The following is a 15,247-nucleotide window of genomic DNA, read 5'->3' on the forward strand; positions in this document are numbered from 1 at the left end:
TTATTGTGATAATATAATATATAGCAGATTTGTTTATAATAAGAACATAATAATTTTAGGAGTGATAATTTTGGACAAAAGATTAATTATAATAGATGGAAACTCAATAATGAATAGAGCATTTTATGCACTTCCAGAACTTATGAATAAAGATGGATTACATACAAATGCAATATACGGATTTACAACAATGCTATTTAAGATAATAGATACATATAAGCCAACACACATAAGCGTTGCATTTGACAAAAAAGCCCCAACATTTAGACATTTAGAATACAAAGAATACAAAGCAGGGCGTAAAAAAATGCCAGATGAACTAAGGGTACAAGTAGAGCCTCTAAAGAAGTTATTAGATTCTTTCAAAATACATAGACTTGAATTAGAGGGATTTGAAGCTGATGATATAATAGGGACAGTATCATTAGTAGCAGAACAAAATGACTACAAGGTATACATTGTTACTGGAGATAAAGATGCTATACAGCTAGCATCAAACAACACTACAACACTTATAACTAAAAAAGGTGTAGCTGATGTGGAAGAATACGACTTTGATAAAGTAATGGAAAAATATCAAATGACTCCTAATCAATTTATAGACCTGAAAGGACTTATGGGAGATAAGTCGGATAACATCCCAGGAGTACCAGGTGTAGGAGAAGTAACAGGTATAAAACTTATAAAAGAATTTGGAAGTATAGAAAATTTACTAGAAAACACTGACAAATTAAAGGGCAGTGTCAAAACTAAAATAGAAGAAAATAAAGAATCAGCAATAATGAGTAAAAGGCTAGCTACAATAATTAGAGATATGCCAATACAAATAGATTTAGATGAATTAAGATTAGAGCAATACGATACTGATGAGGTTATAAAATTATTTAATGAATTTGGATTTAACAGCTTAATATCAAAGATTTCTAACAATGCATCAGGTGATGAAAGTTCAGAGGTTGTCCAAGAAAATTTAAATATAAGTATAAATAAATTAGAAAATATAAATGATTTTATAAATCAAATAAAAGAAAAAAAATATGTTTTATTAAAAACTGTAACTAAGGTAGACAATTTACTTAACAAAAACATATTACATATGTTCTTTAGTTTAGATGGTGAAAACATATACTATATAAATGAAGAAAATATAGAAGACTTCAAAGAAATTTTATCAAGTAAAGAAATAAAAAAATACGGATACAACTTAAAAGAAGATTATATAGCCCTTAGATCTTACGGTATAAAGCTTGATAATATGAGTTTTGATATAACTATATCAGAGTATTTAATAGATTCAGCTAGTTCCACTTATTCATATGACAATATTGTGGCTAAATATCTAAATAAAAAGCTAACATCAAAGGAAGAATTACTAGGAAAAGGTGTAAAGGCTAAGAAATACGAGGAATTAGATTTTGAAACACTTAAAATTCACATGGGTGATATATTATATGTAGTATATAATGTAATGCCTATGATGGAAGAAAAGATAAAAGAAATGGATATGGATAGTCTTTTTCATGATGTAGAAATGCCTTTAGTTGAAGTACTAGGTTTTATGGAATACGAGGGAATCAAGGTTGATAAACAAAAATTAGAAGAGTTAAGTGTTGAATTTACAGCTTCTATAGAAATTCTAGAAAAAGATATATCTGAACTTGCAGGTGAGAAATTTAATATAAATTCACCTAAGCAATTAGGGGTTATATTATTTGAAAAACTAGAATTGCCTGTAGTTAAAAAGACAAAAACAGGTTATTCAACTGATGCAGAAGTTTTAGAAAAACTAAAAGACAAACACCCTATAATAAACAAAATATCAGAATATAGACAAATAGTTAAACTTAAATCTACTTATGTAGATGGCTTATTAAATATAATGAATCCAGTAAGTAAGAGAATTCATTCATCGTTTAACCAAACTATAACTACAACAGGTAGAATATCATCTACAGAACCTAACCTTCAAAATATACCTGTAAGACTTGAACTTGGTAGAAATCTTAGAAAGGTATTTATTTCAGATGAGCACTGTCAGTTTGTAGATGCAGATTACTCTCAAATAGAACTTAGAGTACTTGCTAGTATAAGTGGTGATGAAAATATGATAGATGCGTTTAAACATGGAGAAGATATCCATACAAAAACTGCATCTCAAGTATTTGACGTGGAACTTGATGAAGTTACTAGCGAACTTAGAAGTGCTGCAAAGGCTGTTAACTTTGGTATTGTTTATGGAATAAGTGACTTTGGTTTATCTCAAAACTTACATATACCAGTTAAAAAAGCTAAGACATATATAGATACTTATTTGGCAAAATATCCTAGGATAAAAGAGTATATGGACAACGTTATAGAGGAAGCTACCAATGATGGCCATGTAAGAACAATATTAAATAGAAGAAGATATATACCTGAGATAAATTCGAGAAATAATATTCTTAAAAACTTTGGAAAAAGACTTGCTATGAATGCTCCAATACAAGGAAGTGCAGCAGATATAATAAAAATAGCTATGGTAAATGTCTACAATAAACTTGAAGAAAACAACTTAAAATCTAAGCTTATACTTCAAGTACACGATGAGCTTATAATAGAAACTTATGAAGATGAAATAGATATAGTAAAAGATATAATGAGAAAAGAAATGGAAAATGCAATTTCTATGGATGTTGAATTAAAGGTAGATTTAAATGTAGGTAAATCATGGTACGATACAAAGTAGGTGAAGATATGTTAGTTGTAGGTTTGACTGGAAGTATAGGAACTGGGAAAAGTACTGTATCTAATATACTTAAAAGCAAAAATATAAATATAATAGATGCAGATAAAATATCTAGAGAAATACTAAATAACACAACTGCTTTAGATGAGATATTTGATTACTTTGGAGATGAAGTAAAAAATCCTGATGGAACTTTAAATAGAAAAAAGCTAGGAAATATAGTTTTTAATGATGATGTTAAACTTATAAAATTAAACAGCATAACTCATCCAAAAATTAAACAAATTATCGAGTCTAGAATAAATGAATATAAAATAAATAATGAAAAAATGGTGATAGTTGATGCGCCATTATTAATAGAAGCAAATTTTTGTGAATTAGTGGATAAAATTCTTTTAATAGTTTGTGATGAGGAAGTTCAAATTACAAGAATTATAAAAAGAGATAATTGTTCTAGGGAAGATGCAATTCTTAGAATAAAATCTCAAATGAGTCAGGTCGATAAGAAAAAATACGCAGATTATATAATAGATAATTCATATGATCTAGAAATGCTTAATAAACAAGTGGAGGAATTTTTGAAAAATATGGAGGAGATATGATGTGACTAAAAAAATCCTTGTCATTATAGCTATAATCATAGCTTTGGTAGTAGGGGTAATGTTTGAACGTGAAGAAGTTTTAAAAACTGCATATCCAATAAAATACAATGAATATGTATTTAAGTATTCTAATGAATATAATATAGATCCATATTTGGTTTTTAGTATAATAAAGGCTGAAAGTAAATTTGATTCAAAAGCTATATCACATAAAGATGCAAAAGGGCTTATGCAAATAAGTCCTATTACTCAAAAGTGGGCACAAAAAGAACTTAAGTTAAAAGATATAGATATATATGATCCAAAGACAAATATAAAAATAGGATGTTGGTATTTGAATAGATTGTATATGGAGTTTAAAGATACAAATTTAGTAATAGCAGCATATAACGGCGGTTCTGGAAATGTGGCTAAATGGCTTAAAAATAAAGAGTATAGCAAGGACGGAAATGAGCTTCATGTTATACCTTTTAAAGAAACGGCAAACTATTTAGAAAAAGTACAAAAAAATCACAGGACATATACAGAGTTGTACAACTAGTACATGAGAGTAAATGGAAGGAGATACTAATGAAAAAAGTTAGAGTTATACTAATGATTGTATTAACGGCATCTCTACTTTTCGGATGTAGTAAAAATATATTAAATAAAAAAGATGAGCAAAATGAAGTTGTCAGCGCTATTAACTCTGATGAGATAAATTTATCTATGATTCAGCCAGCTACATTAAATCCTATTTTAAATAATTATACTTCTGTAGATTATGTAATGAAATTAGTATACGAAGGTTTATTCAAAATAGATAAAAATTACAATGTAGTTCCGCAACTTGTTGAAAGTTACAGTTTCGGGAGCGGGGGAAATTCTCTTAATATAACTTTAAAAAATAGTAATTGGCATGATGGGCAAAAATTAATAGCTAGTGATGTTAAGTTTACTATAGATACAATAAAAGCACAGGAAGATAATCCATACAATCCTTTGGTAGCTAATATATCTAGTGTAGTAGTAAATACTTCAAAGGACTTTACTATAAACTTTACTACTCCATATGCTTTTTCTATAGAAACACTTACATTTCCTATAATACCAAAGCATATTTTAGATGGATTAGATGATGAAAAAATAAAGTCTGATAGAAGTAATTTAGTTGGAACTGGACTATACAAAATAGAAAAGTACGAACCGAGAAACTACATGCTTTTAGTCCCAAATACTGACTATCATGATGATATACCAGAAGATGCAAGGAATATAAGAATTAGTATAGTTCCTGATGAAGAAGCACAGGTTACGATGACTATGGCCTTAGAAACTGATATAACAAAAGTAAGTTTACAGGATTTGGCTAGTTTTAGAGAAAATGAATTTAGAACTATAAGTTATGAAGGTAGAGGATTTGAAAATATGATACTTAATTTTAATAATCCTTATATCAAAGATATAAATTTTAGAAAAGCTATAATACATGGAATAGATAGGGATAGCATAGTAAAAGAAGCTTATATAGACCAGGCACAAAGAACTAGTTTTGCTCTATATCCAACATCTAAATACTATAATAAAAACCTAAAACCTTATCCATATAATAAGAAAAAGGCAAAGGAATACCTAAGTAAAGTAAGTGAAAAAAATACAAATAACGAAAGTAATTCAAATAATACTGCTGAGAATAAAAATGTAGTTACTAGCAAGAAAAAAATAGAGTTAAAACTAATAGTAAATAAAGATAACTTTGAAAGAATAAAAACTTCTTACACAATAAGAGATAATTTAGCTGATATAGGCATAAAAGTAACTACACTAGAATTAAGTGAAGATGAAATGACACAAGCTTTATCAAAAGGGGAGTACGACATAGCATTAGTTGGATGGGAGCTTTCTCATGTTCCAGATCCAAGCTTTATAATAAACTCATTAAATTATCAAGATGATAAGTTAACTCAATATCTTCAAGATACTTTGGTATATAAAGGAAAACAAAAAGATATTGAAAGTCATCATAAGCTTCAAAAATATGTAAGAGATAAAGTTTTATTTGTACCACTTGCTATAACTAACGACAATATAGTTGTAAACAAAAGAATAAAAGGGGATTTTAATTCAAATGATTTTGATATATATGAAGGAATAGAGAGCCTTAATATAGAAAAATAACATGAAAGACTTTAAAGGGGGATAAACGTATGACTAATGAAAGATTGCTAGCCAATTATCTAAAAGATTCTAAAAACACAATAGTCATAACAGGCTATAAAATAAATGAAGATAGTAATATACCAGATATTTTTGAAAAAGAAGGATGGTGGAATGATGCCGATCCTAAAATAGCAGCTTTGGTAGATTCTTTGGATAATAATTACGATAAATTCCATGAATTTTACAGTACAAGGGTGAAGGATTTACAAGAATGTAATCACAACAATGTCCATAAAATATTATCTAAATGGCAAGGAGACAGTTTGGTTCATTCAATAGCTACACAAGCAGTAGATGACTTTCATGAATATGCTGGATGTAATATAGTTTATCATTTAAATGGAAGAATAAATAATATATATTGTAAAAACTGTAAAACTAAACATACATCTGAGGATTTTTTAAATAAAAATAAATGTAGAGAGTGTTCATCGCATTTAAGACCAGATATAGTTTTATATGGAGATCCTTATCGTGAATTCGAGTGGTTTAGGACTATAGGGGATATACAAGGGGCTGACTTGGTAGTAGTTATAGGAACAAATTTACTTTTGTCACCAAAGAATCAAGTTAAAAAGCTTACTAAAGGTAAATTAGTAGTTATTGATGATGTAAAAACTGAAGATATAGACTGTGATTTATTTATAGAAGGAAACATAGGCGAGATTCTTGCAAACGTAGATAAACTAACTGAACAAGCTATATAAATAAAATAAAAATAGGGATTTATGAAGATAAATCCCTATTTTTTATTTGGGAAATTATAGTTCAAAAACATAGTAATTTATTATTGACATTTTAATGTATTAAGTTGTATAATTAAAACATAGTAAATTGATAGGAATTAAGGAAGAATATAAAGGGGGAAATAAAAATGATATTTAATAGTGTATTAGAAATGATAGGTAAAACACCAATGTTAAAATTAAGCAATATAGCTGATGAAAATATGGCTGATATATATGTAAAATTAGAAAAATTCAATGCTGGCGGAAGTGTAAAAGATAGAGCAGCACTTGGAATGATAGAAAAAGCTGAAGAAATGGGATTATTAAAACCAGGAAGTATAATAGTTGAACCAACTAGTGGAAATACTGGTATAGCTTTAGCTATGATAGGAAAATTAAGAGGATACAAAGTTATAATAGTAATGCCAGAAACTATGAGTGTTGAAAGAAGAAATATGATATCAGCATATGGCGCTGAATTGGTATTAACTGAAGGTGCAAAAGGAATGAAAGGTGCTATAGAAAAAGCTTTAGAAATAGCGTCTGCTGGAGAAGAGTATTTTGTACCTCAACAATTTGAAAATATAGCAAATCCAGAGAAACACTATGCAACTACTGCAGAAGAAATATTAGAAGATGTACCAAATGTAGATGCATTTGTAGCTGGTGTAGGAACTGGTGGAACTGTAGTAGGAGTAGGAAAGAAATTAAAAGAATTAAAGTCTGATATAAAGGTTGTAGCTGTTGAGCCTTCAAAATCTCCAGTATTATCAGGTGGTAGCCCATCACCACACAAAATACAAGGTATAGGTGCTGGATTTGTACCTAGTATATACAATGCAGATTTAGTTGATCAAATAATAACTGTTGAAGATGAAGATGCTTTTAATGCAGCAAGACTTGTAGCAAGTGAAGAAGGAATGCTTGTAGGTATATCATCAGGTGCAGCTATATTTGCAGCAATTGAAGTTGCTAAAGAATTAGGAAAAGGAAAAACTGTAGTAACACTAGCTCCAGACGGAGGAGAAAAGTATTTATCTATGGGGTTATATGAATAAAAATAAACTAATATAAAATAAAGAGCTTATAATTTTTTATAAGCTCTTTTGTTATTGACTATTTTGCGAAAATTCTTTAAAATATAATTATATAATTAAACATGCGGAAATGGCGGAATCGGCAGACGCACCATCTTGAGGGGGTGGCGGGAGTATTCTCGTGGGGGTTCAAGTCCCCCTTTCCGCACCAGTAATAGCAACGCTTATAGGCGTTGTTATTTTTTTACAATAAATCGAAGTTATGTGGTTTGTTAATCTTTTGCTAATCTACGAAATCAAACTAAATAAATAATGTTTTTGAAGGTAACGAGAGAATTATATAAAAAAGAAAATTTGTAGATTATACAATTCTATTTAAATTACTATAAACATTAAGAGTATTATAATATCTGGAATACCATATGATTTTGCAAGAAAACCAAATGTAATTGCAACGGGAATACAGCCAATGGAAATAGGAACACTGTCTTTTATTTCATCCATAACATTTAATTTTTTAAGTTGTATTACTTTATTATTAGTCGTATTTACACCTTTTCTTGTACTGTTAAATTTTTAAAAAATATTATATAATGTAAATAAATATGCTATGCCGTACATTATACGATATATCGTACTTTTTCACGATATAAAATACGGAGGTTGCCATGGAGGATATTAAGTCTATAGTTGGACAAAATTTAAATGCTATTAGAAAGGAAAGGAATCTTACACTACAAGATTTATCTAATTTAACAGGTGTAAGTAAAAGTATGCTAGGTGAAATTGAAAGAGGTGTTACAAATCCCACTGTTACAGTTCTGTGGAAAATTGCCAATGGAATAAAAGTTGCCTTTGGTACCCTTGTAAAGGAAAAAAAGCCACCTGTATCAGTTATATACAACAAATCGCTTAACCCTATTTTAGGTACAGAATTATACAATTCTTACACGTTATTTGAATATGACGATGAAAAGAATTTCGAAATTTATTTAAATGAATATGACCCTGGAAGTATCCATGAGTCAGAACCTCATTATAAAGGTGTAGAAGAATATACCCTTATTGCTTCTGGTTCTTTGAAAGTTCGTATTAAAGACGATATATATAAGCTTTCTCAAGGTGATTCTATAAAATTTGAAGCAGATCATCCACATGCATATATCAACGAGAGTAATGAACCTGCAAAAGTTTTTATGATTCTTTATTATAATAAATAGTCGACACAATGTTAAAAAAAATACTATATTTACAAAAACTTTATTTAACTATGTTATGAAAGTTTTATATAAATCTTATTGGGAGATGATTAGGTTTGTCAAGTAAAATACTAGAAAGAACAAGAACTATAAATAGGGTACTACAGTCTATTGGAGGTACTAATGTATCTTTTGACCAACTAGCAAATGTATTAGGAGATGTATTAAATTCTAACATATATATATTAAGTTCTAAGGGTACATTAATAGGACTTTATTTACTCCATGAAAAAAGCAGTGCACTTATAGAAGACCCAGAAACTACTGAAAAGACGTATCCAATAGAATACACAATAAATGCAATGAAGTTAAATGAAACTGTAGATAATCTAACAGGAAACGAATTGCTAGAAGTTTTCCCTGATGATATATCAGGATATAGCAAGTATACTACTATAGTACCCATACTAGGTAGCGGACAAAGATTGGGAACATTAGTACTAGCTAGATTTGAAGAAAAATTTAGTGATGAAGACTTAGTACTAGCAGAATATAGTGCTACAATTGTAGGTCTTGAAATACTAAGAGCTAAAGGTGAAGAATTAGAAGATGAAATGAGAAAGAAAGCTATTGTTCAAATAGCGATGGATTCATTATCATATTCAGAACTTGAGGTAGTTAAACGTATGTTTGAAGAATTAAACGGAAACGATGGAGTAGTTGTTGCAAGTAAAGTAGCTGAAAGAGTCGGTATAACAAAATCATCTATAGTAAATGCATTAAGAAAATTCGAAAGTGCAGGAGTTATAGAGTCAAGGTCTCTAGGGATGAAAGGGACTCACATAAGGATATTAAATGATAACATAATGGATGAACTAAAAAAATTAAAAAACAAAAGATAATATTGAGAAGTTATTTTAAAAAGGAGTGTGTTTTTAATTAAAAACACACTCCTTTTTATATCTCTCCATTAAATCTTCTAAGCAATATTAAGAAATGATTAACCTCTCTTAATACATGGTCTGACAATAATGGTAGTGCTATATATCTAATTTTGCATTCTAAGGACCTTAATTTCTTTGTTTTATAAAGTCTTAAAGACTCAAATATTTTTTCAGCTTAGAGTACACTCTGTAACAGCATCATTTTTTAAACCAACTACATCAATAGCTAATTTGCTGCTCGTACAAGAAGATCGCCAAAAGTTCTATTAAACATCATTGCTTGATCTTTTAAGATAGATTTACATACAAATATATAATAAAAATATAAAAAATTATTATATATTTAACAAATGTTGACATAAATTATTTAAATGATATAATGAATTTATAAGTCAATTGATAATAATTATTATTAACAAGAGTGAATGATAATAATTACATAGGAAAAATCATTAGGAGGATATTACATGAAAAGGTTAAAATCATTAGTATTATTAGGAGTAACAGTAGCTACACTTGGATTGGTTACTGGTTGTTCGGGAAGCAGTGAAAGTAACAGTGATAAAGCAGAAACAAGAATAGTACAGTCAGTAAAGGGAGAAGTTGAAATACCAGCTGATCCACAAAGAATAGTTGATATATCAGGAAATAGTGAAGAGCTAGTATTATTAGGACATACTCCAGTAGGTACGGCAAATGTAGATTCATACCAAACGGATAAGGTTCCTACATATGTAGAAGATAAATTAGGAGATGCAAAAGTAGTTGGTCACTCAATGCAGGACACTATGGATATTGAAGCAATACTAGCAGCAGAACCAGATTTAATAATAATGGCACCAAGACAAGAAAAAATATATGATCAATTAAAAGAAATAGCACCAACAGTTATGTTAGAAGATCAATCAAATAACTGGGAAGCTAAATTTAAAGATGTAGCTAAATTATTTGGACAAGAAGAAGAAGCCCAAAAATGGTTAGATGATTATTATGTAAAAGCAGAAAAGTTAGGTAAAGAAATAAAAGAAGCTAATGGAGATAAAACATATTTAACAGTACTAGCTATGTCAGGCAAATTCATGGTATTTAGTGAAGGTGGAATTGGAACAGTTTTAAAAGATGATATGAAATTACCGCAACCAGCTAATATGCCTAAGCAAGATAGTATAACTTTGCCAACTGTTACTATGGAAGGATTAACTGAAATAGATGCAGACCATATAATAGTTATAGCTACAGAAGCAGATAAAACTGATTTAGATAAAAGTACAGTATGGTCACAAATAAGAGCAGTAAAAGAAGGCAATGTAACAATACTTGATGCAAGCCCATACTTCAGCCAAGCCTACAATCCAATAGGAAGAGAATTAGTATTACAATCAATCAAAGATGAAGTTGTAAAATAGTAGCTAAATATTCAGTAGGTGATGAAAGTACTTTATTTTCAGCACCTACTATTTTATATTTTTGAGGAACAGACCTGTTTTTCAAGGTCACTTAAGACATGATCAAAGTGAAATTTTAAGTTTTATGGGATGTTTCACGTGTAGTTAAAGTTATGGGAGGACTCAAAATGGCAAAATTGAAGAAAAAAACTTTAGCTTATTCATTAATGATTATAGGACTTGTTTTACTTTTAGCTGGTATGGCAATGTCTATATCACTAGGGGCTAAACAAATAGATTTTTCAACAATACTACAAAGTTTATATACAAATAACAACGATGTAAATATAAAAATAATTAGAGATGTTAGAATACCTAGAGCTATTGCAGCAGCACTTATAGGGGGATTTTTGGCGGTGGCTGGTGCAATAATGCAAGGAATAACTAGAAATCCTATTGCAGAGCCCTCGGTAATGGGTATAACGCAAGGTGCTACATTTATGATAGCAGTAGCATTTGTACTGCAAAGGATATATCCTAACTTAGCTATTGGAAGTTTTGGACTTATGATATTTGCTTTTCTTGGAGCTAGTATAAGTGGATCTTTGGTTTATTTTGTTAGTTCAAGGTCAGCTAGAAAGGTGGACCCAGTAAAACTTGCTCTTGCTGGAACAGCACTGGGGACATTATTAATATCCTTAGCAATGGGAATATCAATGTACTTCAACTTAGCTCAACAATTAAGTTTTTGGATTTCTGGAGGGCTAGTAAGTGCTAATTGGCAAGGGGTAAAACTATTGTTAATAGTAGGAGGCATTGCATTAATAGGGGCTATAATAATGGCACCTAAAATAACAATTCTAAGCCTAGGAGAAGAAGTAGCCATAGGATTAGGTGAAAAAACAAATTTAGTAAGATTTATATCCTTAATAATAGTAATATGTTTAACTGGAGCATCGGTTTCAGTTGCTGGAAATATAGTGCTTGTAGGTCTTATAGTTCCTCAAATAGCTAAGGTTATAGTAGGATCAGATTATAAATATATAATACCTAGCTCGATGATATTAGGTTCAGTTTTATTGGTATACAGTGACATTATGGCTAGGATGATTAATCCTCCTTATGAGACACCAATTGGTTCACTTACTGCACTGATAGGAGTTCCTATGTTTATATACCTTGTAAGAAAGGATGCAAAATAATTATGAATATGAATAAAAATAAAAAGTTTGCCCTAGTTACAGGGAGTTTAATATTGTTAATATTTATTACATTTTTGGTTTCCTTAAATATGGGATCACTATCTATTGCTCCATTAGATGTAATAAAGACATTAATAGGAGAAGGTTCTAAAAGTCATGAAATTGCTATTTTTAAGCTAAGATTGCCTAGAATAGTCATAGCAATATTAGTAGGAACAGCTTTGGCTACAGCAGGTACTATTTTACAAGGAGTTACCAAAAATGATTTAGCAGACTCAGGAATTTTGGGAATAAACTCTGGAGCAGCATTGTTTGTTGTAATTTATATTTATTTTATGAATGGTAATGTTTACGATGGTATAAGTAATATGACAATATTTACAATGCCTGTAGTAGCACTAGGTGGAGCAATATTTGGAGCATTTTTAATTTATATATTAGCATGGAAAAATGGAATAAATTCATCAAGATTATTATTAATCGGAATAGGAATAAATGTTGCATTTACATCACTGCTTACTATATTTCAGTTAAAATTTACAACGACAGAGTTCAATAGAATAATGGCTTGGACATCAGGTAGTATATGGGGTGCAAGTTGGAAGTATGTACTAGCTATTTTGCCTTTTATAATAATATTTATCGCAATTACAATATATAAGTCAAGGTATTTAGATGTACTTAATTTAGGCGATGAATTAGCAACGGGACTTGGTATAGAAGTAGAAAAAGAAAGAAGAAAATTAATAATATATGCAGTAATTTTAGCTGGTGTAGCAACATCTGTAGCAGGGAGTATAGGATTTTTAGGTTTAGTTGCACCTCATATATCTAGAAAGCTAGTAGGGCCTAAGCATAAAAAATTAATTCCCACAGCTGCACTTGTGGGAACATTAATATTATTAGTATCTGATACAATAGCAAGAAACTTGATAGCACCTATGGAAATTCCTGTAGGGATAGTAGTTGCAATAATTGGAGTTCCATACTTCATTTATTTGATGTTATCAGAATAAAAAGTCGCCAACGACCTAAAAAACAGGTCCGTTGCTTAAATAGTCGGGAGGATATAGTTATGAACTGTATAAGTACTAAAAATTTAAATATTTCATATGGAAATATAGATATAGTTAAAGATTTAAATTTAAATATACCAAAGGGAAAAATAACTACAATAATAGGAGCTAATGGCTGTGGAAAATCAACAGTTTTAAAAACTATAGCTAGAATTTTACAACCTAAGAGTGGCGATATATATATAAATGATAAAAATATAAAAGAACAAAGTTCAAAGGAATTAGCAAAGACAATGGCTGTTCTTCCCCAAAGTCCTCAAGCACCAAGTGGTCTTACTGTAGAAGAATTAATAGCCTATGGAAGATTTCCTCATCAAAAGGGATTTGGTAAGTTAAAGAAGGAAGACAATGACATTGTTACATGGGCATTAGAAGTAACTGGAATAAAAGAGTTTAGAGATAGACCAATAGAAGCTTTATCTGGAGGACAAAGACAAAGGGCTTGGATAGCAATGGCTTTGGCTCAACAAACAGAGATACTTGTACTTGATGAGCCTACAACATATTTAGACTTAGCACATCAACTAGAAGTACTTAATTTATTAGAAGAGTTAAATAGAAAACATGGTACAACAATAGTTATGGTAATACATGAGCTTAACAATGCAGCTAGATTTGCAGATCATATGATAGGTATAAAAAAAGGAAAGATAGCATGTGAAGGAAATGCAGATGAAGTTATGACGAAGGAAAATCTTAAGGAATTATTTAATATAGATGCAGAGATTGTAAAAGATCCTAGAAATAAAAAACCAGTATGCATAACTTATGATATGGTAGGATAGGTGGAAATTATGGACAACCAACAGGCATTAAGAGACGAAAAAATAGGAATTTTATTATTAAAATACTCAGTACCTGCAATAGTAGCTATGATGACAGCATCTTTATATAATACTGTAGATAGAGCGTTTATAGGGTCTATTAAAGATGTAGGAGCGCTTGCCATATCCGGGCTTGGAGTAACTATGCCTTTATTTACAATTTTAGGTGCATTTTGTGTAGCTATAGCAATTGGTGGAAGCACGAATATATCAATAAAGCTAGGGGAAGGCAACAGGGATGAAGCAGAAAAAATTCTAGGGAATACAGTTGCTTTAGAATTAGTTGTAGGTATAGTAATGGTATTGGTAGGTATATTTTTCTTAGATAATATACTTTATATGTTTGGCGCAAGTGAGGATACTATTAAGTATGCAAGAGAGTATATGAGTGTAATATTTGCAGGAGCATGGTTTAACTTACCAGGGTTTGCTCTTAATAGTGCCATAAGAGCTGATGGAAATCCAAATTTAGCAGCAAAAATGATGGTAATAACCTGTATTCTAAACTTAATATTAGACCCAGTATTTATATTCTTATTTGATATGGGAATAAGAGGTGCGGCTGTGGGTACTGTAATATGTCAATTAGTAACATTTTTGTGGTCAGCTCATTATTTCACACTAGGTAAATCAAGCCTAAAATTAAAAATAAAAAATATAAAATTAGAAAAAAAGTTATTAAAGATTATAGTAGTTATAGCATTAACTCCATTTTTTATGGAGCTTGCAGCAGGGTCTATACATTTAATTACAAATAGAGTGTTAAAAGTATATGGAGGAGATTTGGCAATAGGTGCTATGACAGCTGTGTCATCAATATCTTTAATGTTTTTAATGCCTGTATTTGGATTAAGTCAAGGAATGCAAACTATAATTGCATATAACCATGGAGCAAAGCAGCCCGAACGTACTAAAAAAACATTATTATTGGCTATTATATTATCAACTATTATACTAACTATCGGGTGTATAATTATTAAATTATTCCCAGAATTATTTGTTGGGATATTTACAAATGATGCTAAGCTTATGAAATTAGCACTTAACGGTTTAAATAAATATATAATAACATTACCTACAATAGGTATTTCTATTTTAGGAGCAATGTATTTCCAATCAATTGGTAGTGCAAAGATATCTATTTTTTTAAGTTTATTAAGACAAGTTATAATATTGATACCTGTAATAATTTTAGTGCCTAAAATATATGGTCTAAATGGAGTGTGGATTTCACAGCCAATAGCAGATATAGGGGCAATGATTATAGTAATATTATTTTTACTAAAAGAATTTAGAAAAACGAAAGAAGCTGCAAAATAACAAGTA

The 15,247-nt window shown here is 29.9% G+C and carries 14 protein-coding genes and 1 tRNA gene; 14 read left to right on the plus strand and 1 reads right to left on the minus strand.

Features of this window, described 5'->3' with window-relative positions:
- The first annotated feature begins 70 nt into the window (after positions 1–70).
- The 9 genes from polA (at position 71) to codY (ending at position 9,392) form a co-directional block, all read left to right on the plus strand.
- Positions 71–2,725, plus strand: coding sequence for a DNA polymerase I (gene polA, locus ACUSRV_RS06450; RefSeq protein WP_490141110.1), 2,655 nt, complete (start codon positions 71–73; stop codon positions 2,723–2,725).
- A complete protein-coding gene (gene coaE, locus ACUSRV_RS06455; RefSeq protein WP_490141111.1) occupies positions 2,707–3,327 on the plus strand; it encodes a dephospho-CoA kinase in 621 nt (206 codons plus the stop codon). Before polA ends, coaE begins: the two co-directional genes overlap by 19 nt.
- Position 3,328: 1 nt before the next feature.
- The gene (locus ACUSRV_RS06460; protein ID WP_490141112.1) at positions 3,329–3,868 is read left to right on the plus strand and encodes a lytic transglycosylase domain-containing protein; all 540 of its coding nucleotides are present in this window, start codon (positions 3,329–3,331) and stop codon (positions 3,866–3,868) included.
- A gap of 29 nt (positions 3,869–3,897) precedes the next feature.
- Positions 3,898–5,484: an ABC transporter substrate-binding protein gene (locus ACUSRV_RS06465; RefSeq protein ID WP_490141113.1), complete on the plus strand. Its 1,587-nt coding sequence runs from the start codon at positions 3,898–3,900 to the stop codon at positions 5,482–5,484.
- 29 nt (positions 5,485–5,513) lie between these two features.
- Positions 5,514–6,233, plus strand: coding sequence for a Sir2 family NAD-dependent protein deacetylase (locus ACUSRV_RS06470; protein ID WP_490141114.1), 720 nt, complete (start codon positions 5,514–5,516; stop codon positions 6,231–6,233).
- Positions 6,234–6,400: 167 nt separating this feature from the next.
- Positions 6,401–7,312: a cysteine synthase A gene (gene cysK / locus ACUSRV_RS06475; RefSeq protein WP_490141115.1), complete on the plus strand. Its 912-nt coding sequence runs from the start codon at positions 6,401–6,403 to the stop codon at positions 7,310–7,312.
- 103 nt (positions 7,313–7,415) lie between these two features.
- Positions 7,416–7,502 (plus strand) — tRNA-Leu (locus ACUSRV_RS06480).
- 457 nt (positions 7,503–7,959) lie between these two features.
- On the plus strand, positions 7,960–8,511 hold the full coding sequence (locus ACUSRV_RS06485) for a helix-turn-helix domain-containing protein (RefSeq protein WP_490141116.1): 552 nt from the start codon (positions 7,960–7,962) through the stop codon (positions 8,509–8,511).
- 95 nt (positions 8,512–8,606) lie between these two features.
- Positions 8,607–9,392 carry a GTP-sensing pleiotropic transcriptional regulator CodY gene (codY, locus tag ACUSRV_RS06490; RefSeq protein ID WP_490141117.1) on the plus strand — a complete coding sequence of 262 codons (786 nt, stop codon included), beginning with the start codon at positions 8,607–8,609 and terminating at the stop codon, positions 9,390–9,392.
- Positions 9,393–9,447: 55 nt separating this feature from the next.
- Here the strand turns inward: codY and ACUSRV_RS06495 are convergent, their stop codons facing one another.
- Positions 9,448–9,600 carry a DUF2935 domain-containing protein gene (locus ACUSRV_RS06495; RefSeq protein WP_490141371.1) on the minus strand — a complete coding sequence of 51 codons (153 nt, stop codon included), beginning with the start codon at positions 9,598–9,600 and terminating at the stop codon, positions 9,448–9,450.
- Between the two features lie 301 nt (positions 9,601–9,901).
- On the opposite strand from ACUSRV_RS06495, the gene ACUSRV_RS06500 reads away from it, so the two are divergent.
- The 5 genes from ACUSRV_RS06500 to ACUSRV_RS06520 all read left to right on the plus strand — a co-directional run bounded on the left by ACUSRV_RS06500 (position 9,902) and on the right by ACUSRV_RS06520 (position 15,241).
- A complete protein-coding gene (locus tag ACUSRV_RS06500) occupies positions 9,902–10,840 on the plus strand; it encodes an iron-hydroxamate ABC transporter substrate-binding protein (protein ID WP_490141118.1) in 939 nt (312 codons plus the stop codon).
- Between the two features lie 167 nt (positions 10,841–11,007).
- Positions 11,008–12,021, plus strand: a complete 1,014-nt coding sequence (locus tag ACUSRV_RS06505) for a FecCD family ABC transporter permease (RefSeq protein WP_490141119.1) — start codon at positions 11,008–11,010, stop codon at positions 12,019–12,021.
- Positions 12,022–12,023: 2 nt separating this feature from the next.
- On the plus strand, positions 12,024–13,037 hold the full coding sequence (locus ACUSRV_RS06510; protein WP_490141120.1) for a FecCD family ABC transporter permease: 1,014 nt from the start codon (positions 12,024–12,026) through the stop codon (positions 13,035–13,037).
- A gap of 59 nt (positions 13,038–13,096) precedes the next feature.
- A complete protein-coding gene (locus ACUSRV_RS06515; RefSeq protein WP_490141121.1) occupies positions 13,097–13,882 on the plus strand; it encodes an ABC transporter ATP-binding protein in 786 nt (261 codons plus the stop codon).
- A 9-nt stretch (positions 13,883–13,891) separates the two neighbouring features.
- On the plus strand, positions 13,892–15,241 hold the full coding sequence (locus ACUSRV_RS06520; protein ID WP_490141122.1) for an MATE family efflux transporter: 1,350 nt from the start codon (positions 13,892–13,894) through the stop codon (positions 15,239–15,241).
- Positions 15,242–15,247 lie beyond the last annotated feature (6 nt).

The organism is Sporacetigenium sp. TC11, from assembly GCF_058146105.1.

Coding starts and splice junctions, on each gene's coding strand:
- ACUSRV_RS06510 (WP_490141120.1), top strand. CDS start 12,024: ATGAATATGAATAAAAATAAAAAGTTTGCCCTAGTTACAGGGAGTTTA.
- ACUSRV_RS06485 (WP_490141116.1), top strand. CDS start 7,960: ATGGAGGATATTAAGTCTATAGTTGGACAAAATTTAAATGCTATTAGA.
- ACUSRV_RS06500 (WP_490141118.1), top strand. CDS start 9,902: ATGAAAAGGTTAAAATCATTAGTATTATTAGGAGTAACAGTAGCTACA.
- coaE (WP_490141111.1), top strand. CDS start 2,707: ATGGTACGATACAAAGTAGGTGAAGATATGTTAGTTGTAGGTTTGACT.
- ACUSRV_RS06505 (WP_490141119.1), top strand. CDS start 11,008: ATGGCAAAATTGAAGAAAAAAACTTTAGCTTATTCATTAATGATTATA.
- ACUSRV_RS06465 (WP_490141113.1), top strand. CDS start 3,898: ATGAAAAAAGTTAGAGTTATACTAATGATTGTATTAACGGCATCTCTA.
- ACUSRV_RS06515 (WP_490141121.1), top strand. CDS start 13,097: ATGAACTGTATAAGTACTAAAAATTTAAATATTTCATATGGAAATATA.
- ACUSRV_RS06470 (WP_490141114.1), top strand. CDS start 5,514: ATGACTAATGAAAGATTGCTAGCCAATTATCTAAAAGATTCTAAAAAC.
- cysK (WP_490141115.1), top strand. CDS start 6,401: ATGATATTTAATAGTGTATTAGAAATGATAGGTAAAACACCAATGTTA.
- ACUSRV_RS06520 (WP_490141122.1), top strand. CDS start 13,892: ATGGACAACCAACAGGCATTAAGAGACGAAAAAATAGGAATTTTATTA.